Origin of the sequence: Brevibacillus sp. AG162 (genome assembly GCF_006715575.1) — a bacterium.
Taxonomy (GTDB): Bacteria; Bacillota; Bacilli; order Brevibacillales; family Brevibacillaceae; genus Brevibacillus; species Brevibacillus brevis.
The window spans coordinates 387,176-406,522 of record NZ_VFNO01000003.1 but is presented as its reverse complement, the minus strand read 5'-3'; the positions used below and the strand labels follow the sequence as shown (position 1 = coordinate 406,522).

General features: G+C 48.3%; 20 protein-coding genes. 2 read left to right on the top strand and 18 right to left on the bottom strand.

Going from position 1 to position 19,347, the window contains the following annotated elements; genetic code table 11:
• Window positions 1-75: 75 nt before the first annotated feature.
• Window positions 76-255: a hypothetical protein gene (locus tag FB479_RS11935; protein WP_126435445.1), complete on the top strand. Its 180-nt coding sequence runs from the start codon at window positions 76-78 to the stop codon at window positions 253-255.
• Window positions 256-318: 63 nt separating this feature from the next.
• On the opposite strand, the gene FB479_RS11930 is transcribed toward FB479_RS11935, so the two are convergent.
• The 15 genes from FB479_RS11930 to FB479_RS11860 form a co-directional block, all read right to left on the bottom strand.
• A complete protein-coding gene (locus FB479_RS11930) occupies window positions 319-1,623 on the bottom strand; it encodes an amidohydrolase (protein ID WP_106653059.1) in 1,305 nt (434 codons plus the stop codon).
• 16 nt (window positions 1,624-1,639) lie between these two features.
• Entirely contained in the window at window positions 1,640-2,263 is a 624-nt protein-coding gene (locus FB479_RS11925) for a redox-sensing transcriptional repressor Rex (RefSeq protein ID WP_142065240.1), read from the bottom strand.
• Window positions 2,264-2,279: 16 nt separating this feature from the next.
• Window positions 2,280-3,185 carry a ComEC/Rec2 family competence protein gene (locus FB479_RS11920; protein ID WP_106653058.1) on the bottom strand — a complete coding sequence of 302 codons (906 nt, stop codon included), beginning with the start codon at window positions 3,183-3,185 and terminating at the stop codon, window positions 2,280-2,282.
• A 41-nt stretch (window positions 3,186-3,226) separates the two neighbouring features.
• Complete coding sequence (gene dinG, locus FB479_RS11915) at window positions 3,227-6,130, bottom strand: ATP-dependent DNA helicase DinG (RefSeq protein ID WP_142065238.1); 2,904 nt, start codon at window positions 6,128-6,130, stop codon at window positions 3,227-3,229.
• Window positions 6,131-6,220: 90 nt separating this feature from the next.
• Window positions 6,221-7,675 (bottom strand): tetratricopeptide repeat protein, encoded by a 1,455-nt coding sequence (locus tag FB479_RS11910; RefSeq protein WP_142065235.1) that lies wholly within the window; start codon window positions 7,673-7,675, stop codon window positions 6,221-6,223.
• A gap of 82 nt (window positions 7,676-7,757) precedes the next feature.
• Complete coding sequence (gene panD / locus FB479_RS11905) at window positions 7,758-8,141, bottom strand: aspartate 1-decarboxylase (RefSeq protein WP_007723146.1); 384 nt, start codon at window positions 8,139-8,141, stop codon at window positions 7,758-7,760.
• Window positions 8,142-8,161: 20 nt separating this feature from the next.
• Window positions 8,162-9,028, bottom strand: coding sequence for a pantoate--beta-alanine ligase (gene panC / locus FB479_RS11900; protein WP_142065233.1), 867 nt, complete (start codon window positions 9,026-9,028; stop codon window positions 8,162-8,164).
• Window positions 9,025-9,888: a 3-methyl-2-oxobutanoate hydroxymethyltransferase gene (gene panB, locus FB479_RS11895; protein WP_106653054.1), complete on the bottom strand. Its 864-nt coding sequence runs from the start codon at window positions 9,886-9,888 to the stop codon at window positions 9,025-9,027. Before panB ends, panC begins: the two co-directional genes overlap by 4 nt.
• A gap of 261 nt (window positions 9,889-10,149) precedes the next feature.
• Window positions 10,150-11,133, bottom strand: a complete 984-nt coding sequence (locus FB479_RS11890; protein ID WP_142065231.1) for a biotin--[acetyl-CoA-carboxylase] ligase — start codon at window positions 11,131-11,133, stop codon at window positions 10,150-10,152.
• Window positions 11,123-12,346, bottom strand: coding sequence for a CCA tRNA nucleotidyltransferase (locus tag FB479_RS11885; protein ID WP_142065229.1), 1,224 nt, complete (start codon window positions 12,344-12,346; stop codon window positions 11,123-11,125). The genes FB479_RS11890 and FB479_RS11885 overlap by 11 nt, the downstream gene beginning before the upstream one ends.
• Window positions 12,347-12,475: 129 nt before the next feature.
• Window positions 12,476-13,618: an N-acetyl-alpha-D-glucosaminyl L-malate synthase BshA gene (bshA, locus tag FB479_RS11880; RefSeq protein ID WP_142065227.1), complete on the bottom strand. Its 1,143-nt coding sequence runs from the start codon at window positions 13,616-13,618 to the stop codon at window positions 12,476-12,478.
• 16 nt (window positions 13,619-13,634) lie between these two features.
• A complete protein-coding gene (bshB1, locus tag FB479_RS11875; protein ID WP_106653050.1) occupies window positions 13,635-14,330 on the bottom strand; it encodes a bacillithiol biosynthesis deacetylase BshB1 in 696 nt (231 codons plus the stop codon).
• A complete protein-coding gene (locus FB479_RS11870; protein ID WP_047069014.1) occupies window positions 14,327-14,737 on the bottom strand; it encodes a methylglyoxal synthase in 411 nt (136 codons plus the stop codon). Before FB479_RS11870 ends, bshB1 begins: the two co-directional genes overlap by 4 nt.
• A gap of 50 nt (window positions 14,738-14,787) precedes the next feature.
• Complete coding sequence (gene dapB / locus FB479_RS11865) at window positions 14,788-15,540, bottom strand: 4-hydroxy-tetrahydrodipicolinate reductase (protein ID WP_142065225.1); 753 nt, start codon at window positions 15,538-15,540, stop codon at window positions 14,788-14,790.
• The gene (locus tag FB479_RS11860) at window positions 15,533-15,880 is read right to left on the bottom strand and encodes a nucleotide pyrophosphohydrolase (protein ID WP_016740047.1); all 348 of its coding nucleotides are present in this window, start codon (window positions 15,878-15,880) and stop codon (window positions 15,533-15,535) included. The genes dapB and FB479_RS11860 overlap by 8 nt, the downstream gene beginning before the upstream one ends.
• A gap of 216 nt (window positions 15,881-16,096) precedes the next feature.
• On the opposite strand from FB479_RS11860, the gene FB479_RS11855 reads away from it, so the two are divergent.
• Entirely contained in the window at window positions 16,097-16,954 is an 858-nt protein-coding gene (locus tag FB479_RS11855) for a YitT family protein (protein WP_106653048.1), read from the top strand.
• 57 nt (window positions 16,955-17,011) lie between these two features.
• Here FB479_RS11855 and FB479_RS11850 read toward each other — a convergent pair whose 3' ends face one another.
• From FB479_RS11850 to FB479_RS11840, 3 genes are all read right to left on the bottom strand, one after another.
• Window positions 17,012-17,827, bottom strand: a complete 816-nt coding sequence (locus tag FB479_RS11850; RefSeq protein WP_106653047.1) for a sporulation protein YpjB — start codon at window positions 17,825-17,827, stop codon at window positions 17,012-17,014.
• 48 nt (window positions 17,828-17,875) lie between these two features.
• Complete coding sequence (locus tag FB479_RS11845; RefSeq protein WP_017248137.1) at window positions 17,876-18,475, bottom strand: DUF1405 domain-containing protein; 600 nt, start codon at window positions 18,473-18,475, stop codon at window positions 17,876-17,878.
• 76 nt (window positions 18,476-18,551) lie between these two features.
• Entirely contained in the window at window positions 18,552-19,343 is a 792-nt protein-coding gene (locus FB479_RS11840; protein ID WP_106653046.1) for a menaquinol-cytochrome c reductase cytochrome b/c subunit, read from the bottom strand.
• Between the last annotated feature and the right edge of the window lie 4 nt (window positions 19,344-19,347).

The window sequence follows — 19,347 nt, the reverse complement described above, 5'->3', positions numbered from 1 at the left end:
CGACACGGAAAAGTTGCTAATCATAGCTTAAGGTCGGGCGGTCATACTACATATACACCCCGAGGAGGTGAGCGCGTGACATCTTCGCAACAAACCACATCTCCTGACATACTTGGGTTTCTGTTACAGGAATACCGCGTCTCCTGGGCAGGATTGTCGTCTCCCTTGCGTCAATGGTCGCAAACACCCACTCTTCATTTTCGCCATCATCTCCTGACAAAAGCGGTGGCAAAAATGAACAACGGAACGTCGTAGTATCCAATTCCCCTACCTACACCTGCACTGCCTTACTCCTGTCCCCCACCTGACAGGAGCCTTTTACCGTTTTAACGTTTGGAATACGCGGTTCGCTTCGTAAATCGCGCGCTCCTCATCAATGGTCAACAGCTTGTGATTACGCATCAAGAATTTACCCGCTACAATCGTATCTTTCACGTCACGTCCATTTGCTGCGTACACCACGTGTGAAATCGGTTGGTGTGCCGGGTGGAAATGGGCTTGGTGGCTATCCAGCACGATCAAGTCAGCTTGCTTGCCTACTTCAATGCTTCCGAGCGTTTCCTCTTGGAATACTCCTTCTGCGCCATAACGAGTAGCCATGCGAAGGGCTTCTTCTGCTGGTACAGCTACTGGATCGTTGTTCACACCTTTGTGCAGGATCGCAGCGAGTTTCAATTCCTCAAACAAATTCAAATTGTTGTTGCTTGCCGAGCTGTCGGTACCCAGCGATACACTGACACCTTTTGCCAACATTTTCGGAACAGGCGCAACTCCGCTTGCCAGCTTCAGGTTGCTCACTACATTATGAGAAACTCTCACGTTGTATTTTGCCAAAATGTCGATTTCTTCATCCGTTAAGTGAACAGCGTGTGCGACAAGTGTTGGGCGATTGAACATTCCCAGCTTTTCCAAATGAGCAACTGGACGCAGCCCGTAGTCCTTCTCGTTTTGACCGACTTCCCATGCAGTTTCAGACATATGGATATGAAGCGGCAAGGACAGCTCATCTGCTTTTTCGATAATTTGGGTAATAAATTCTGGTGAGCAGGTGTACGGCGCATGCGGTGCCATCATGACGGTAATACGCCCGTCTGCCTGATTATGCCATTCTTTTGCAAAAAGAGTCGCGTCTTTCAGCTTTGTTTGACGTTCTTCTTCGGAGCACAGACCGATCATCCCTCTGCAAAGGCGGGCACGCATTCCAGCTGCATCGACTTCCTTCGCCACAACATCCATATGATCATACATATCCACAAACGTGGTGGTTCCGGTACGAATCATCTCAATAAGCGACAGTTGGGTACCCCATTTTACTGTGTCTCCCGTAAATTGTGCCTCCAATGGCCACATTTTGTCTTCCAGCCATTGTTGCAGCGGCAAATCATCTGCATAACCGCGTAGGAGAGACATACCAGCATGTCCATGCGTGTTGATTAATCCAGGCAGTATGTAGTCTCCTTTTTGATCGATAACTTCATCGTATCCCGCTTCCGACAGGTCCTCAGGAGTTGGGCCCACATATGTAATCTTGTTGCCTTCGAATGCTACGGCACCATCGTAAATGACTTCATTCGTCTCGTTAACGGTAATAACTGTTGCGTGAATGAGGATCGTCTTTTTCATAGTATACACTCCATTCTTACGTCAAGTAGTAGGCCAAGCTTTGCAGGTTGGACGTCACATCCGCATAGTGAATGCGAACATCTTTTCCTGCGCGAATCGTCGTAGGGGCAAAATTCAAGATCCCCCTGATACCCGCTTGAGTCAACTGATCACATACGGATTGCGCTGCAGGTGCCGGTACCGTAATAATCGCCAGCTTGATTTGCTTGCTTACGATCGTTTCTTCCAGCTCTGATAAAGGCTGAATCGGTATACCTGCGACTTTTTTGCCCTGCTTCTCTGGATTATTGTCAAAGATGGCCGCAATCCGCATGTTATCTTTCAAATAAGCGTTGTAGTTACTAATGGCATGGCCCAAATGCCCAGCTCCGACCAAAGCAACACGGATTTCATCCGTTAGCTTCAGGATTTCACGGATTTTTTCCACCAGATAATCGACATCATAGCCGATTCCCTTTTTTCCAAAATCACCAAAAGCTGCAAGATCTTTTCTGATTTGGGCAGGATTCACATCAAGATTCTTGCCCATCTGTTGGGAGGAAACGGTGGTCACCTCAACTTGCTGCAAATAACTGAGGTAACGCAGATAAATCGGCAAACGACGGACGACCGCTTCTGAAATCTTTTCGTGTTTTGCCACGTTCGGTCTTTCCCCCCTAATTCTTTTGCTTCAAAATCCGATATTCTTTTCCATTCGATAAAATGGTAATGGAACCGTCGTGGCTGGTCACGTACGTCTCGGCCCATGACTCACCCAGGCGCTCCATGACTTCCGTCTGACCGTCTTTCATTTGATCCCGCGATCGGCCTGTCTGAATAATGGCGACCTGAGGATCGACCTGTGTCAGAAACGGTTGCGAAGAGCCTTGATTGCTCCCCTGACCGGCTACCTTTAGCACTTCCGCCTTCAGTCTGTCATTTTGCCGTTCCAACAGTCGCTCTTCTGCTTTTTCATTCACGGCACTCATAAATAAAAATCGCAATTGGCCGTGTGTTAATCGAAAAACGAGAGAATTGTTCTGGGGCGATAAAAATAACGGTTCTTCCGGGAGCAAAACCTCCATGGAGATTTCTTGGTCAAGAGTGAGTACTTGTCCTTGCTCTGCTTCCATCTGCTTGTGGTTGGCGCGAAGCAGCACGACATGGCGAATGGATGGTGCGATCAGCTTGGGCAAAATGACGGCATCTACAAGCACTTGCTGGCTCAATAAAGCGTAGCCCCCCATATGCTCTGGCTGGTCGTTTGTCAACACCACATAATCGAGCCGTGTGATCTTGAGCTCTGCCAAGCGTGCCGAAAGAACGGGCCAATCTTCTGCCGTACCCGTATCAATCAGCATCGTTTTGCCGCCTGGCATTCGCAAAAGCGTACTCTCGCCATGCGGAAGTGCCAAGTAGGTGACAATGAGACCCGAAAATTCCTGTTCTGTCTCCGTTTCAAACGGGTCATCTATCTTCACTGCTGCTTCTTGCAAATACAAATGGCTATCAATCGAGCATGCGCAAAGGAAAATCGCACTAAGAACTACAATCCACCAACGCCACGCTTTTTTCCATAACATTTATTTTATCACCTTAATCCCTATGAGACTATTGCTTCATTTTATGAATCTGACAGGGATTGCATACTAAGGAATGGCTCTATGCGCTCTCGAAGTGTTGGCCATGGACCGCTTTCGATTTGAAATGGCGGCAAAGATTGAAGGAATGAGCGTCCATATCTCGACTCAACTACACGCGTGTCGAGAACGATCACGACCCCTCGATCCAAGTGATGGCGAATTAATCGACCCACCCCTTGCTTAAATTGCAAAACGGCTTGTGGAAGAGACAAAGACATAAAGGCGTTTTTTCCTTCTGCCTTCAAAAGCTCTGCCCTTCCTTGATAGACAGGATGATTCGGAGGCGCAAACGGGAGGCGAACAATGACTAAACTGCTCAGCCATTCCCCCTGGATATCGACACCTTCCCAGAAGCTGCTCGTCCCAAGCAGAACACTTCTCTCCATGCTTCGGAACAGACGCACCAGCTTGCTCCGATTGTTACTATCAATCCCGTGACCGAATAACGTATACGGTTCTGGGGCCTCCGTAAGCCGTTCCTTCATCGCTTGGTAAACAAGTCGAAGCATCGAATGGGAGGTAAACAGGATCAGCGTCCTTCCTTTCGAAGCCAGTACGACATCAACGCACCCTTGAATGACCGCCTCCAAATACGTGTGGTCACTCTCTTTGCCTGGTGCGGGGAAATCAGATGGAATCAACAGCAACCCCTGCTCTTCATAATGAAACGGCGATGGCAGTGACAAGGTACGCACTCGTTCCTCGGGCAGTTGGTCGAGACCAAACTGGCTTTTGATGTAGGAGAAGCTGTTTTTGACCGTCAGAGTGGCTGATGTCAAGATCAGACTCCGCTTCTGCGCGAAAAGCGGTTCTGCCAGTGAGTCGGCAACCTTCAAAAGTGCTGCTGACAATTGAACCTGCTTACGAGCTGTACGGGACTCTACCTCCATCCAATAAACATACTCAGCATCCTGCTCAAGTAAAAAGAAGTGAAGCAGCTCCACGGCGTTTTGCCAGTCTTTGATGAGACCGAATAAATCTGTCAATAGACTGCGTACGGCAAAAGGAGGCTTTTCCTCTTGCGGAGTGGTTCGCAAAAGCTGCTCGATGCCTGCTGCGTATGCGGTCATCCCTTCAATCAGCTTTTTGGTTACTTTGCGTATCTTCTCGTGTTTGCCTACAAAGGATTCGATCCGATAACGTACCGTCTCACGTCCGGCGTCCGTCGTCTCCTCCGCACGATCTGATGCCCATGCATACAAGAGCTGTGTCCATTGCTGCGCTTTCTCACGCAAGGCAGCGGACTGTTTTCTTAGCTCCAGAAGCTTTGAGGCTACATCTTCTTGTACTGCAGGCATCCAGCTTTGCAGCTCTTCTGCGAAGCGGGCAATTGCCCCACTCTCTTCCACCGATGCACGATCTAACAAGAAAAGAAGCTGCGTGGTTGAAAACTGCTTGCCTAAATGCTGTGTCGCCGCATCCTCCAAATGATGGGCCTCATCGACGATGGCAACTTCATACGATGGGAGGATTCTGTTTTCCGCTTGCAAGTCGCTGATAAAAAGGGCGTGATTGACGATGAGTACATCGACATCGCGAGCCCGTTCCTTCGCCTGAAAATAGTAGCAGCGACTAAACCAGGGACAAGCCCGATTCAAACAAGAGCTCGTATCACTTTTTACCTGTTGCCACAGCAGTTGGCCACTCGGAGGCATGCTCAGCTCTTCCACGTCACCGGTAACGGTTTGCGTGAGCCATGTCAGCATCTGTCCTTTGACCAAGCGCATTTCTTGGCTGCTTCCTTCTACAGGCTCGTCCACGGCTTGTTCAAATTTACGCAAGCATAAGTAGTTTCCTCTGCCTTTCAGCGTCGAAGCAGTAAAAGAAAACGGCAACGACTCCTGCAAGGTAGCGATTTCCTTATGGAATAGCTGTTCCTGCAATTGAATGGTATTAGTACTGACCACCAGCTGCTGCTGATTGTGATGAGCCCAAATGATCCCCGGCAAGAGATAGGCTAATGATTTTCCCGTACCTGTCCCTGCCTCTACCAATAAATGGGCACCATCCTCCATTGCCTCATAGACGGCATGCATCATCGCTTCCTGAGCATCCCGACGTTGATACCCCGACATTTTCGCCTGCATGTGCCCGTTTTCGCCCAAAACATCCTCGAGCTGATCAGCAAACGCTTTGGTTACTGTCGCATCGACATGAGGACGCTTCAGAGACGCTGCTAATTTTTCTTCGCGCTTCCGTAGGGCCAATTGGCGGTAAATATCCCACATGTCTGAGGAATCCGTTTTGGTTGGCGTTCCATCCAGCTCTGGCAGCTCTATGAGCTTTTCCATCTCGATCTGACGTAAAAGAACTTCGATATCAGAGCGAAACGAAGAGACAAGCATTTGCAGGCGCTGGATCGTCACGAGCGGCAGTCTCTTTAAAATATCCAGCAAGTGGAGAAACAGCTGCGCCGTTGCAAGTGCATCGCTGTCTGCTTGATGGGGATTATCGTGCTCGATTTCCAGCTCAGACGCCAGTTCTCCGAGTCTGTAGCTATTTTGCATCGGCAAAAGAACGCGGGATAGCTCCACCGTATCAAGCACGTAGCCGTCAAACGCATAATAGCCCTGGCTCAGCAGGGCTTCTTGTAAAAATTGGAGATCAAAGCTTGCATTATGTGCAACAAAAGCTCGTCCGTCCAATAAACGCAAGAAATCTGGAAACACTTCTTCCAAGGAAGGAGCATCTGCAACCATCTCATTGGTAATCCCTGTTAATTGGGTAATAAATGGGGGAATATCCTGGCCCGGATGAATCAGGGTGGAAAAACTCTCGGTAATCTGCCCGTCATCGATTGCGACGGCACCAATCTGAATGATGCTGTCACCTTGGCGCGGATGGCTTCCCGTCGTCTCAAAATCTACAACTAGTAATCGATTCAAACGTTGTCACCTCGTAACCTGGGCGGAACATTCAATCCGCACCCATTCACATTCGGCAACGATGGGAAATATTCCTGCTCTCCCGTACATTTAAGGCTGTACGAGCTCAGTCTGCATTTCTGATTGACCGAGCTTGCTTGCACACAATTGCATATAGATGGGGATTTCCCATAACTGTTCTGCGAATGGCAATGCCCGTTGAAAATATTGTTCAGCTAGGCGCCAATTTTCTTCCACAACCGCGATTCTTCCCAGATGAAAATACCCTAACGAACGTACATATGGCTCAGCGTCTTCCAGGAAATACTTTGCCAACCGTTTTGCTTCTTGTGTATCCCCCAGCTTTTCGTATGCGGAAATCATCCCGGATTGTCCGAGGCGATTGTCTCTGTTTTTCTCCAGCATAATCCGAAACGCTTTGATCGCTTCCTCTACCCTTCCGTCAAACAACAGCATCCATCCATAACTAAAAAGAAAGTCGTCATTTTCGGGTGCAAGACTGATCGCTTTTTTGACGAGCGTCAATGCGCGTTTCGTACCCGCAATGAGCCAAGTATTCCAGGCCAAGCCATGCCATGTCCACCCATCTTTTGGGGAACGCTCCGTCAAAAAGTGATAGCAAATTTGTGCCCGGTGGTAATTGCCCACTGTTTCGTATAAAGAGGCCATTTCCTGAAGAGTATCGCTGTCCAAATCGCGTGTCGGCAGCTGCAAGCCTTTCGGCGGGCTCCATTCCACTGTCTGGTCCATCGTATGCAGTAATTTGGCAGCACGCAGCCATAGCATCTGCGCTTCCCAATCGTGCTCGTTTTTTTCTAGATACGGTTCCAATTCGTCCAAAGCTTCCTGTGCATCGCCATCTCTTAAATAGCAGAGCGCGAGGTTGTATTTGGCTTCTTCCTGTTCTGGCTTGATCTCGAGAGACGTCTTAAAAGCTTGCGCCGCTTCTAGCCATTGCTCCTCTTCCGCAAGTATGCACCCGATGGCATTAAAGCTGATAGCGACAATCGTGGGTGAGCTTGCTGTCCTGCCGAGAAGACGGAACTCCCGAAAGGCTAATTCTTTCTCCTCACACAAAAGGAGACTGTAGGCGTAGTACAGGCGTCCACTTTCCCAGTCTGGCGATTTTTGGACTAATTCTCCAAAACACTTTTTCGCGTCTTGGAACATGCGCAAATGATAAAAGCCTTCCCCACGACGAAATATCGGCTCGTATGGATTCGTTTCCGGTGAATGATCTTTCTTTTTTCCGTCTGTTGTTTTTTTCGTTTCAACGGCCTTTGGTGATTCTGTGTTCACCTTTGAGTGATCCGGCTTTTTCTCTTCCGCTGGAAGCTGTCCTTCCATTTCCTTGATGCTACGAATCGCATTCGATAATTTTTCTTCGAATTGCAGCCACAGGTCTACGACTGTATCACTTACTTGGCGCAATTGAAACAATTGTTCCGCGAGCTGAAGACGTTCTTGTTCAGAAGCCCCCTGCCACTTCTCTTCAATCGTCTGTGCTTTGTTCCGAAGCGTATGAAACCAGTCCTCGATTTTCACAAGAAAAGCCACCCCCTATGAGGCATGAGTACTTTCATTGTCTCACAAGGCAGGTGGCTCTATGCAGCAACAGACAGATCGCTTACAGAATCGTCGCGTGTACTTCTTCTGCGATCAATTCTTTGATCTGATTTTTTTCATCCATGATGGCGACACGTGGCTTATAAGTTCTTGCCTCTTCATCCGTCATCATCGCATAGGCAATAATAATGACGATATCGCCCTCTTGTACGAGACGTGCAGCTGCTCCGTTCAAGCAAATAACGCCACTGCCTGGAGCACCTTCGATTACATATGTTTCCAGACGCGCTCCGTTGTTGTTATTGACGATTTGTACTTTTTCATTTGGCAAAATATCCAGTGCATCCAACAAATTTTTATCGATGGTAATACTGCCAACATAGTTCAAGTTTGCTTCAGTTACCGTTGCGCGATGGATTTTTGCTTTCATCATGGTACGGAACACTAAGAATTCCTCCCTTTTCTCTACTTGATTGATGTAATCGTATTGTCGATCAGGCGTGTTTTGCCAAAACGAACAGCTAACGCGATGATGATCGTCTGACCAGCGGTTTCCTGCTCAATTGGTGCAAGCGCCGGATAGCTTAAAATTTCCACATAATCAATATCAGCCAGCGGCTTCTCGGAAATCATTTGCGTGATACGATCCTTGATTTCAGAAAGAGCCATGCCCTCACCCAGCCATTCATCTGCTTGCTTCAGGCTCTGTGATAGCACGAGTGCTTGTGCTCGCTCATCCGCTGACAAGTAGACATTCCGAGAGCTCATCGCCAGTCCATCCGCTTCGCGTACGATCGGGCATGGAACGATTTGCACCGGCATCGACAAGTCATGAACCATTTGCGTCACAACAGCTACCTGCTGGGCATCCTTTTGTCCAAAAAAAGCGTAATCGGGCTGGACAATTTGAAACAATTTATTGACGACGGTCGATACGCCATCAAAATGACCCGGACGCGAAGCTCCGCACAATGGAGTCGTCACATTTGCCACTGAAATATTGGTCAGCATCGGTGTCGGATACATCTCGCTGACTTCCGGAGTAAACAGGAGGTCCACTCCCGCTTCTTCCGCCATTTTACTATCCCGTTCGATATCACGCGGATAGCGTTCAAAGTCCTCATTCGGTCCGAATTGTAGCGGGTTTACGAAAATGCTCATCACAACCAAATCGCATACTTCACGGGCAGCTTTCACCAAGCTGAGATGTCCTTCATGCAGAAAGCCCATGGTCGGTACCATCCCGATCGTTTTGCCTTGTCGATGTGCTTCTTTTATATGAACGCGCATCTCTGCAATGGTGGAGACTTGCTGCATCATTGTTTGCATCATGACTGCTTCACTCCTTCCCCGTACAATTCCTTGATGGTTTCTTCCGAAGCATGGAAGACATGCTCTGGCCCTGGGAAGCTTCTTGCTTCGACTTCTTTGTTATAAGTCTCAACTGCTTCACGGATTGTTTCACCGATGTTTGCGTAGCGCTTCACGAATTTCGGTGTGATATCCGATGCGTAGCCGACCATATCATGGAACACCAGCACTTGCCCATCACAAGTCGCACCCGCTCCGATTCCAATCACAGCGATGTCCAGCTTGTCTGCAATCATGCCAGCGACCTCTTCCGGAACACATTCCAGAACAATAGCGAATGCACCCGCTTCTTGAATAGCAAGAGCTTCGTCCAGCAATTTTTTAGCTGCCTCCAGATCTCTTCCTTGTACTTTGTAACCGCCTAATTGATGTACCGATTGAGGGGTAAGTCCGATATGTCCAACGACAGGGATGCCTGCTTGTACACAGCGTGTAATGATTGGGGCGAGTTCACGGCCCCCTTCCATTTTGACCGCCTTGGCCAGCCCTTCTTGCATTAGTCTGCCCGCGTTTTTCACCGCTTCCTCAACTGTCCCGTGATAGCTGAGGAAAGGTAGGTCCGCCACGACAAATGCACGCTTGGCCCCTCTCGTTACTGCTTTCGTATGATGTAGCATGTCCTCCATCGTAACAGGGATAGTGGAGTCATAACCGAGTACGACCATTCCCAAGGAATCACCGACCAGAATCATATCAGCGCCTGCTTCATCCACTAATTTGGCTGACGGATAGTCATAGGCGGTCACCATGGTAATCGGGGTTCGCGTTTCTTTTTTCTTGCGGATACTCGAAGTCGTAATAGGTCTGTCGTTTGTTGCCATTTTTCATTTCTCCTCTTTCGCTTCAAGCCCGTGGATCGTGTGAGGAATAAAAAAACCTTCTCGCGTCAATCGGGAGAAGGTTGTCCATGTCAAAAAGACATTTTGCGTTTAGCGGATTCCTTCTGTCTCGGTCCACACAGGCTCTGAGCAGATTTTTGTCCTTACACGTATTGCTTTTAGATTACACGATCTATACAAAAATACTCCGGGAGTACCGTTCACGTAGTGATACAGCCTCCAAATTGGAGTATAGCAAATGATTTAATCATTTGCACGATAATTGACATCAGCCGAATAAACTTTGTGAATCTGTCCAGTCTGATCCTCGACCTTGAGTACGCCTTCCTCATCCAAGCCAACGGCTCGACCTTCCAGCTGTTGTGAAATCGTCTGGAGGCTCACCCATTTGCCAATGGTGTACGAATGATCCTCCCACTCTTGTTTTACACGCTCAAAGCCAGCTTGCAAATAGTGGTCGTACTCTTCTTCAAAGATTCGGCAGAGACGTTGGATAAACGAAACGCGCTTGAGTGGCTCGCCAGATTCAATACGAAGTGAAGTCGCAATCTGTGCCAGTTCTGACGGGAAATCAGACTCGACACTGTTGGCATTGAGCCCTATTCCGATGACTAAATAATTGACCCGATCAGATTCAGCATTGAGTTCTGTCAAAATCCCGCATACTTTTTTGTCTCCGATAAAAATATCGTTCGGCCATTTGATTTTGACAGGCAACCCAGTCTCTTCCCGGATCGTTTTCGCTACTGCAACTGCCGTTAACAACGTCATCTGAGGTGTCTTCGGTAACGGAATCGCAGGACGGATGATCAAGCTCATCCAAATCCCCGTTCCTTTCGGAGAATGCCATGGTCGTCCGAGTCTGCCTTTCCCGCCTGTTTGCAGCTCTGCCAGCACAATCGTACCTTCTACTGCCCCTTTTGCCGCAGCCTCGTGTGCGAGTGGCTGTGTAGATACCACCTCATCGTAAGCGATGACATTTTGTCCGATCCGATCCGTTTCCAGTCCAGCCATGATTTCTGCTGCTGACAAGCGATCAGGGGCAACCAGCAGGCGATACCCCGATTTGCGTACCGCCTCTACCTCGTAGCCATCTCGGCGCAGCTCTTCGATATGTTTCCAGACTGCCGTCCTTGAGCAACCGCATGTTTGGCTTAATTCTTCACCAGAGATGAAACTGCCCGGCTGGTCACGGAATGCTTGAAGGATGACTTGCTTAATGTTCATCTTGTGCAACCTCTTTCTTTGCAACTTCGACGAGTGCTTCTGGTGTATTTGGTAAACCGTGCAGAGCCGTTTGTCTAAGCAACGATTCCAAGACGCGGACAATCCACTCGCCTGGCTTTTTCTGTAGGGCTACTTGCAGGTCAAGCCCCGTGATCGCCAAATCCTTGATGGTTCTGACAGGCATGTTTTCGTATTGATCGAGGAGTACTTGCATCGAAAACGATTGCCTCTCGTTCCACCAACACGCTTGCAATAAAAGGAAGAACTCGTTGCACGTGTCCCAGCCGACTTCAAGCAGCAGTGGCCCCCACTCGATCGATTGAGGGATATCCCATTGCGGCTGTAATCGCGTCAGGAGTTCAACCAAGCAAAAAATTGCTTCTGTTTCGCGTTTGGACATTTTGAGGAATTGGCATACTTCACGCGATTGCACAGGTGAATAATTCGCCGCAAACAGCAGCAACGCCCACTTTTGAGTCATACTTTGCAAATGATGCAGCCGCCAAACATGCTCATTTGAGAGGACGAACAGCTTTTCTACATCAGGCGCATAAGCCATGAGCCTCGTTTCATTCAACAACTGACAACCTACCTCTGGGGCTCTGCTATCGAGCGTTTTATTCAGCTCTTCCCTAATGCGCTCCACAGCAATATGAGCTAACAAAGGCGCAGTCTGTTTCATGGCAAGCATGGTTTGGTCTTCAATAGCAAAACCTAACTGGGAAGCAAATCGCACTCCTCGTAAAAGCCGAAGGGCATCCTCCTGAAATCTCTCTAGCGGAATGCCTACAGCCCGAACCAGCCGATGCTCCATATCCTCTCGTCCACCGAACGGGTCGTGCAATACTTGATGACGATCCATCGCCATTGCATTCATCGTAAAATCTCGTCGCTCCAGATCGAGCCGAAGTTCTGAAACGAACTGAACTTCAGCGGGTCGACGGTAATCTTCATATTTTCCTTCCGTCCGAAACGTGGTTACTTCGAACATCTGCCCCTCGACTTTTACAGACACAGTACCGTGTTTCAGACCAGTCGGGACATGATCGGGAAACAATCGGATGACGTCGCCGGGATGGGCATTCGTACATATATCTATATCATGAACAGGTCGTTGTAAAAGCCAGTCGCGGACGCAACCACCCACGTAGTAAGCTTCGAAGCCGTGTTCCTCCAATCTGTCGAGAACACGCTTTGCCAATTCTATCGCCAATCCAATTCCCCCCCTTTCTGGTTTGCTCCGCCTGATCTACACAAGGAGGCGTTTTTTATGAGAGTTTTGTATGGATTGTTCATTTTTATATCCAAGGTACATCAGCTAGCCAAAAGCTCGATCTTACGTTCAAAAGCTTAGTTTTTCTTCGGGTTTGCTTGCCAATAGGTTGGCGTAAAGTGCTTCATACTGAGAGGCAATCGTTTCGTGACAAAACGTCTTGCAGGATCGCTCAATGCTATTCGCGGAGAATTCGCGGTATAGCTCTTCGTTTTGCAAGAGACGTATCGTTTCTTTCGCCATGCCTTCCACATCCCCAATTGGACGCAAGAAGCCGTTCACACCATCCAGGACGACTTCGGGCAAGCCTCCTGCCACTGTAGCGACGACAGGCACACCGCAAGCCATTGCTTCCAATGCGACGAGTCCGAAGCTTTCCTTTTCTGATGGAAGCAGCATGATGTCTGCCATCGACAATACCTCCGCGACGTCCTCCTGCTTGCCGAGGAAGCAAACATCGTCGTTCAGACCGAGCTCAGCGATCATCTTGCGGACCAGGCCCATTTCGGGACCTTCACCAATGAGGATCAGTCTGGAAGGCATTTCTTCACGTACGCGCGAAAATATTTCAATCACATCCGGCACTCGTTTGACAGGACGGAAATTAGATATGTGCATAAGAATTTTTTCACCATTCGGTGCAAATACCTTTTTCAGCTTCGTAACCTCTTTCGGGTAGTAACGTCGCTTGTCTACGAAGTTGTACACAGGGATAATCTCTTTTTCAGTATGCAGCAGCTCTTTCGTCTGTCTGATCAAATCATTGGATACCGCTGTGACCAAATCACTTCGCTCAATGCCGAATCGGATCATGTCACTCAAATTCGAGTCGTAACCCAAAACAGTAATATCCGTCCCGTGCAAGGTGGTTACAATTTTCAAATGATCGCCTACCATTTGCTTGGCGAGGAACGCACACAACGCATGTGGCACAGCATAATGCACATGTAATAAGTCCAAGTTTTCATTTTTCGCCACTTGCGCCATTCGGTTCGCCAAGGTCAGATCATAGGGTGGATATTTAAAAACATCATAGTTGTTCACTTCTACTTCATGATAAAAAATGTTCGGGTGAAACGCGCCTAAGCGAAATGGCATTCCACCTGTGATGAAATGGACTTGATGTCCTCGCTCGGCTAATAGCTTGCCCAGCTCTGTGGCTACAACCCCCGATCCGCCCAATGACGGATAGCAAGTAATCCCGATCTTCATACAGTGTCACTCCTTTTCACAAGCTCTTTAATACATACGGAGCTGCACTGACAAATCCTTCTGCGTAGGCTACACCAGCCTGCTGACCAAACAGTCGCTCTCGATACTCGACAGACTCTAGATACCCGTTGGTAAGCGGTGTTTGAACGCTGCCTTCTTCCAGCTCAAACTGACTGCGGTAGCAGCGCAGCGCCTCCATTTTTTGCGGATAGACAGCGGTGATATCCACGACAACCTGAGGCGTGACAGTGGAATTGATAAAATAGTAAAGGAATTGCGAAGGTCGATAGGCAGGCAAAGAAGGCTCCGGCAAATACTTGCGGATGCCTGCATTAAACACCGCCTCTCGAACGATCCGACTTACGCTCTCGTGATCTGGATGACGATCCGCGTAATAAGGCGCAAGCACAATGGCTGGACGAGTTTCGCGGATGAGCTTTACAACACGTTCAATCGCACTTTCTCTGACTGCTTCCAAGCCGCGATCAGGCAAACCGAAATTATAGCGAGCAGCTACTCCCATCACTTGGTCAGCTGCAGCCGCTTCTTGCTGCCTTCTTTCCACTGTTCCATTCGAAGACAACTCGGCGTATGTCAAGTCGAGAATCCCAACGCGCTTCCCCTCTTTGGCTGCCAAGATTAGACTGCCTGCCGCGCCGATCTCGACATCGTCAGGATGAGCGCCGATCGCCAAAATATCGAGTGAACTCATGCTTCATTCTCCTTATGCACCACTTCGCGCCAATCCAGTTGTCCCAGCTCCAAAGCCTTCAGCATGATTTCTGCCGAACCGAGATTGGTGGCAAACGGTATCTTGTGCACATCACACAGTCGAAGCAGTGCGATAATATCAGGCTCATGTGGTTGAGAGGTAAGCGGATCACGCAAAAAGATAATCAAGTCCATCTCATTGCGGGCGATCATCGCACCGATTTGTTGATCGCCTCCTAATGGCCCTGACAGAAACCGGGTTAGGGACAGCGACGTAGCTTCCATGATTCGGGACCCAGTTGTTCCTGTGGCATACAGGTCATGTTTTGCCAAAATGGATTCATAGGCCATCGCTAGTTGCACAATCTGTTCTTTCATTCGATCATGGGCAATCAATGCAATTTTCAAGAAAACCTCTCCCTTTATGGCTGGGTATCGTGTGTATGTTAATCAATCGTTTAATCAATCAGATGTTCCAATCCGTAAATCAATCCGTTCATATTCATTACGGCTTTAATGGCCATATTTACCCCTGGCATGAATGATTCCCGGTTAATCGAATCATGGCGAATGGACAGCGTTTGGCCTGTTGCCCCAAACAAAACCTCTTGATGAGCAACCATGCCTGGCAGACGGACACTGTGAATCCGGAAGCCTTCATACTCTGCTCCGCGAGCGCCTGGAATTGTTTCTACTTCTTCAGGATGCCCTTGCTTGAGCTCTTCCCGAACAGCCGCGATCATCTCCGCGGTCTTCAAAGCAGTTCCGCTTGGCGCATCCAGCTTGCGGTCATGATGCAACTCGATAATTTCCACATGTGGCATATATTTTGCTGCCATTGCGGAAAACTTCATACATAGAATCGCGCCGATCGCAAAATTCGGGGCAATAATGGCACCCAGTCCCGCTTCTTTATAGCGCTCAGTCATTTCTTGCAGCTGCTCTGTTGTCAGTCCCGTTGTTCCGACGACCGGTCTCACACCACGAGCCAGACAGAGCTCCATATGACGATACACCGTATGCGGTGTCGTAAAGTCTACCAGAACATCCGGCTTCATTTCGTCCAATTGTTGATTGATTTCCTCTTCGCTCACCCGCGTGTCCAGATTGCCTGTAAAGACGAGCGCGGTATCCTGCGCCAGCATTTTCACTACTTCTTGCCCCATTCGACCATTTGCACCTGCAACTGCTACACGAATTTGTTTAGTCATGCTGCTCGTTCTCCTCTATTCTTGTCCAGCGATCTTTATCGCGAGTATTAAACTTGTGCATAATACGATCAAATGCTTCCTGCAAATCGATTCCGAGTGAGTTTGCGAAACAAATCACGATGAAGAGTACGTCACCCAGCTCTTCCTCTACTGTTTTTTCGCCTTCGTCCTTTTTCTTCGGTTTTTCTCCATAAAAATGGTTAATCTCTCTGGCTAATTCTCCTACTTCTTCTGTCATTCTAGCCAGCATCGATAGCGGAGAAAAATAGCCTTCTTTAAATTGCGATATGTATTGATCAACTTCTTGCTGCATCTCTTGCATAGTCTTTTGCCGTTCCATCCGCCCACTCCTTTTTTCACAGTCTTCTCTCTTTCACCTATCGTACTAAAAAAGGCTTCGTTTGCCAAATCACAATACTTCGTCTTTCCAGCATATGGACAATCAAACGAGCGTTCATTTATAATGGCTTTCGGATAGCCCTCAGGTAACCCAAGTATTACCTGCACATCATGTCCGGGGGGAAGCCTTTTCCTGGTCCGGCGAACAGGAGGAAATATGAAAATTCGTCTTGACAGTATCATTGCCATTATCATCGGTTCTGCCATTATGGGATTCGGTATTAACGCGTTCAACATTCCCAATCATCTAGCTGAGGGCGGTATCACTGGTATCAGTATTTTGATCAAGCTGTTAGTTCCTGTTGTGGATCAGGGAATCGTCTTCTTTGTCCTGAACGTACCGTTATTTTTCTTGGGCTGGAAAATTCTTGGACGAACTTCTTTTTTCTACACGATTTTGGGAACGGTTTCTCTCTCCGTCTTTTTATCCGTATTTGATGGTGTTCTTCCGTTGCCAATGAAAGATCGCTTGCTTGCTTCCCTGTATGCCGGGGTAGCTGTTGGTGTCGGTTTAGGGATTATTTTCCGTTACGGCGGGACGACCGGCGGTGTGGACATCATTGCCAGACTCCTTCAGAAATACATGGGTATCAGTATGGGGAGGACGTTGTTTTTCGGAGACATTTTGGTCATTGGGGCGTCCCTTGTCTATTTGAATCTGGAAAGCGCTATGTATACCCTTGTTGTCGTCTTTATCGCAGCACGAGTCATCGACTTTTTCCAGGATGGCGCCTATGCAGGAAAAGCTTTAACGATCATCTCCAACGAAGCAGATAGCATCGCCAAGCAAATTCTCGATGTAGGTCGTGGTGTGACACTCTTAGCCGGTAAAGGTGCGTACTCTGGCGAGGAAAAGAAAGTCATCTATGTCGTTGTCAGCCGAAACGAAGTCATGCGTTTTAAAACCATTGTGCAAGAAATTGATCCGCATGCTTTTGTCATCGTTAATGATGTACATGAAGTTCTCGGAGAAGGGTTCACCCTTGATGAAAATAAGAAACCGCTTCACGACTAGCACGAAGCAGCACAGAAAAACCCTTGCCTTTTTGACAGGCAAGGGTTTTTGCATCTATTAGGTCGAACGGATTTCTCCGTCATATTTCTTCCACGCCACATAAGACAAGGCCATAATCAATGCTATCGAGATCGAGGCGAGAATAACAATAGGTGAATCTGGCCGCATCATTAAACGAGCAAACGTACTCTTCTCTTCGCCCACAAAAGCCACTTGAAAAGAGCTGTTCAATTCTCGCAATGCCTCTCGAACCAGCTGCCAATCTACTTGGGTGTTTCGCATCTCTTTGGATATAATATCGTACGCAACCGTAATCGAGGACATTTGCTCCTCTGGAAGCTGAATGCTCATCCCCGGCTTAATGGCCAAAAATAATCGGTAGTTCTCATCGAACTGTTCGCGAAACTGGCTGAAATTCCGCTCAACAGCCGATAGCTGCAAATTTTGGACCTGTGTTACGAGAGAAGAATAGTAGCTGCGCCACATCGGCTGGTGATCATGCGTCAATGCGTCTATGGCAATTCGGACACGCGTGGCATGCCACAGCAATTGCTGTTCACTTGCATTTGCGGAAGCAAAGCTTTGCTTGGCTGCCAGTATGGACTGGGTCACTGCATTCAGACTCTCAATTCGTATCGGATTGGGCAAATGCTGATTTGGGAATCGTTCTGCTAGCTGTACGATGCGCTGCTCTGCCCCTTCAAGATCTCCCTTTTTTGCATACGTGAGTAACTCATGCGCAATTTGATCTAATGCTGCCAACTGCTTTTGTTCTATCGGTTGATTCAGCTTCGAGTACAAATTATGAATGGGCCACGACAAGAACAACCCGATCATGAGAAAGAATAATAAAAACCGGATGTTTTTCTTCAACGCAAATAACCTCCTTCCCTAGTACAGCCTATGGAAAGGAGGACAAGATTAGACCTTATTTGTCGTATACTTCATATTCACCCACCAGATCACCGAGATCGAGATCAGACTGAGAAGAACCGTAAACAAACCGACGAAGCCCTCATACGGATCCAGCACACTCGGCAGCCACGGATGGATGTCCATGACGTAATCGAGAAAATCATTATTCAGTGTCCACAGCGCAGCGATTCCCACCGGCAGAAGACTTAGCTTGTAAAAACGCGCATACAAAACAGATTCCACAGCCATGCCGGTGTGGGAAATGATCAGCATCACGTCTGTCCAACGCACTTCATTGCCCATCATCCAACCAGCCACGATAATGCAGACGGCCCAGACACCGTACTTAAAATTGGTGATGCCAGCCAAAGCTTCCAGTACAGGAATGTGGCGACCCAACAAATAGGTAAGGAGTACAAGCGAAAAAAGTCCGCTACCTGTCGGGCTGTCAGGGACAAAAGGTATCAAGTATGCTGGTGTCTCAGCCAATTGGTTACCATACCAGATGAATCCATATATGGTTCCCAAAAAGTTGACGACGAACAGCGTCCAAAGAAACCACCTTTTGCCCAAAGATTGCCGAAACCACTCCCATATCCAGATCATGTATAATCGTCTCCCGCTGTGTACGCCGCTAACGAAAAAGCTGACCGCATTACCAGCCAGCTTTTCCCCTATTAGCTTATTTCAAGCCAGCCATGTATTCAGCTAGCTTTGCGATTTCTGCATCATCTTTGATCAAACCGGCTGGCATTGCGCCTTTACCGTTCTTGATGACATCAGTAATCTTGGCTGCATCCAAAGTTGCACCGATTTTTTGGAGGTTAGGACCCATGCCACCCTCCATGTTTTTACCATGGCATCCCATACAGCTTGTTTGCGCTTTCCAAAGCGCATCCGCTGTAAAGCTGGTATCAGCAGGAGCAGGTGCAGTTGCACTAGATCCCTCTTTGCCACCAGTTCCTTTACCTTTATCTGGGTGAGCCAGATGATATTCATGGTTTGCCGCCCAAGTCAGGTAGAAAATGCCAACGAGTGCAGTCAGCATCAAGCCTGTAGCAACTGGACGCTTGCTAGGACGACGCTCTTTGCTGGTATCCAACCAAGGCGCCAACATCAGTGCACCAAATGCGATACCTGGAACGACAACGGTACCGAGTACGACCCAATCCCCTGCTGCCCAAGGATATTTCAGCATTTGATACAGGAACAAGAAGTACCAGTCTGGCAACGGAATGAATGACGTATCATTCGGGTTTGCTTTGTCAGTTAACGGCGACGGATGTGAAACCGTTAACACAAGGAAACCAACCAAGCAAACGGCTGCCACCATCCACTCTTTCAACAGGAAGTTTGGCCAAAACGGCTCGTTTTTCCCTGGAAAGTCGGAGTAGGATGGAGAAATGTTTGGGATACGCTTCGCCGATACTCGGGAATCTCCGACGAAGGTAGCATCTTTATCTTGTTTTGCCATGCTA

Coding starts and splice junctions, on each gene's coding strand:
- FB479_RS11930 (WP_106653059.1), bottom strand. CDS start 1,623: ATGAAAAAGACGATCCTCATTCACGCAACAGTTATTACCGTTAACGAG.
- FB479_RS11920 (WP_106653058.1), bottom strand. CDS start 3,185: ATGTTATGGAAAAAAGCGTGGCGTTGGTGGATTGTAGTTCTTAGTGCG.
- panC (WP_142065233.1), bottom strand. CDS start 9,028: ATGATGCAAACAATGATGCAGCAAGTCTCCACCATTGCAGAGATGCGC.
- panB (WP_106653054.1), bottom strand. CDS start 9,888: ATGGCAACAAACGACAGACCTATTACGACTTCGAGTATCCGCAAGAAA.
- FB479_RS11890 (WP_142065231.1), bottom strand. CDS start 11,133: ATGAACATTAAGCAAGTCATCCTTCAAGCATTCCGTGACCAGCCGGGC.
- bshA (WP_142065227.1), bottom strand. CDS start 13,618: ATGAAGATCGGGATTACTTGCTATCCGTCATTGGGCGGATCGGGGGTT.
- bshB1 (WP_106653050.1), bottom strand. CDS start 14,330: ATGAGTTCACTCGATATTTTGGCGATCGGCGCTCATCCTGACGATGTC.
- dapB (WP_142065225.1), bottom strand. CDS start 15,540: ATGACTAAACAAATTCGTGTAGCAGTTGCAGGTGCAAATGGTCGAATG.
- FB479_RS11860 (WP_016740047.1), bottom strand. CDS start 15,880: ATGGAACGGCAAAAGACTATGCAAGAGATGCAGCAAGAAGTTGATCAA.
- FB479_RS11855 (WP_106653048.1), top strand. CDS start 16,097: ATGAAAATTCGTCTTGACAGTATCATTGCCATTATCATCGGTTCTGCC.
- FB479_RS11845 (WP_017248137.1), bottom strand. CDS start 18,475: ATGATCTGGATATGGGAGTGGTTTCGGCAATCTTTGGGCAAAAGGTGG.
- FB479_RS11840 (WP_106653046.1), bottom strand. CDS start 19,343: ATGGCAAAACAAGATAAAGATGCTACCTTCGTCGGAGATTCCCGAGTA.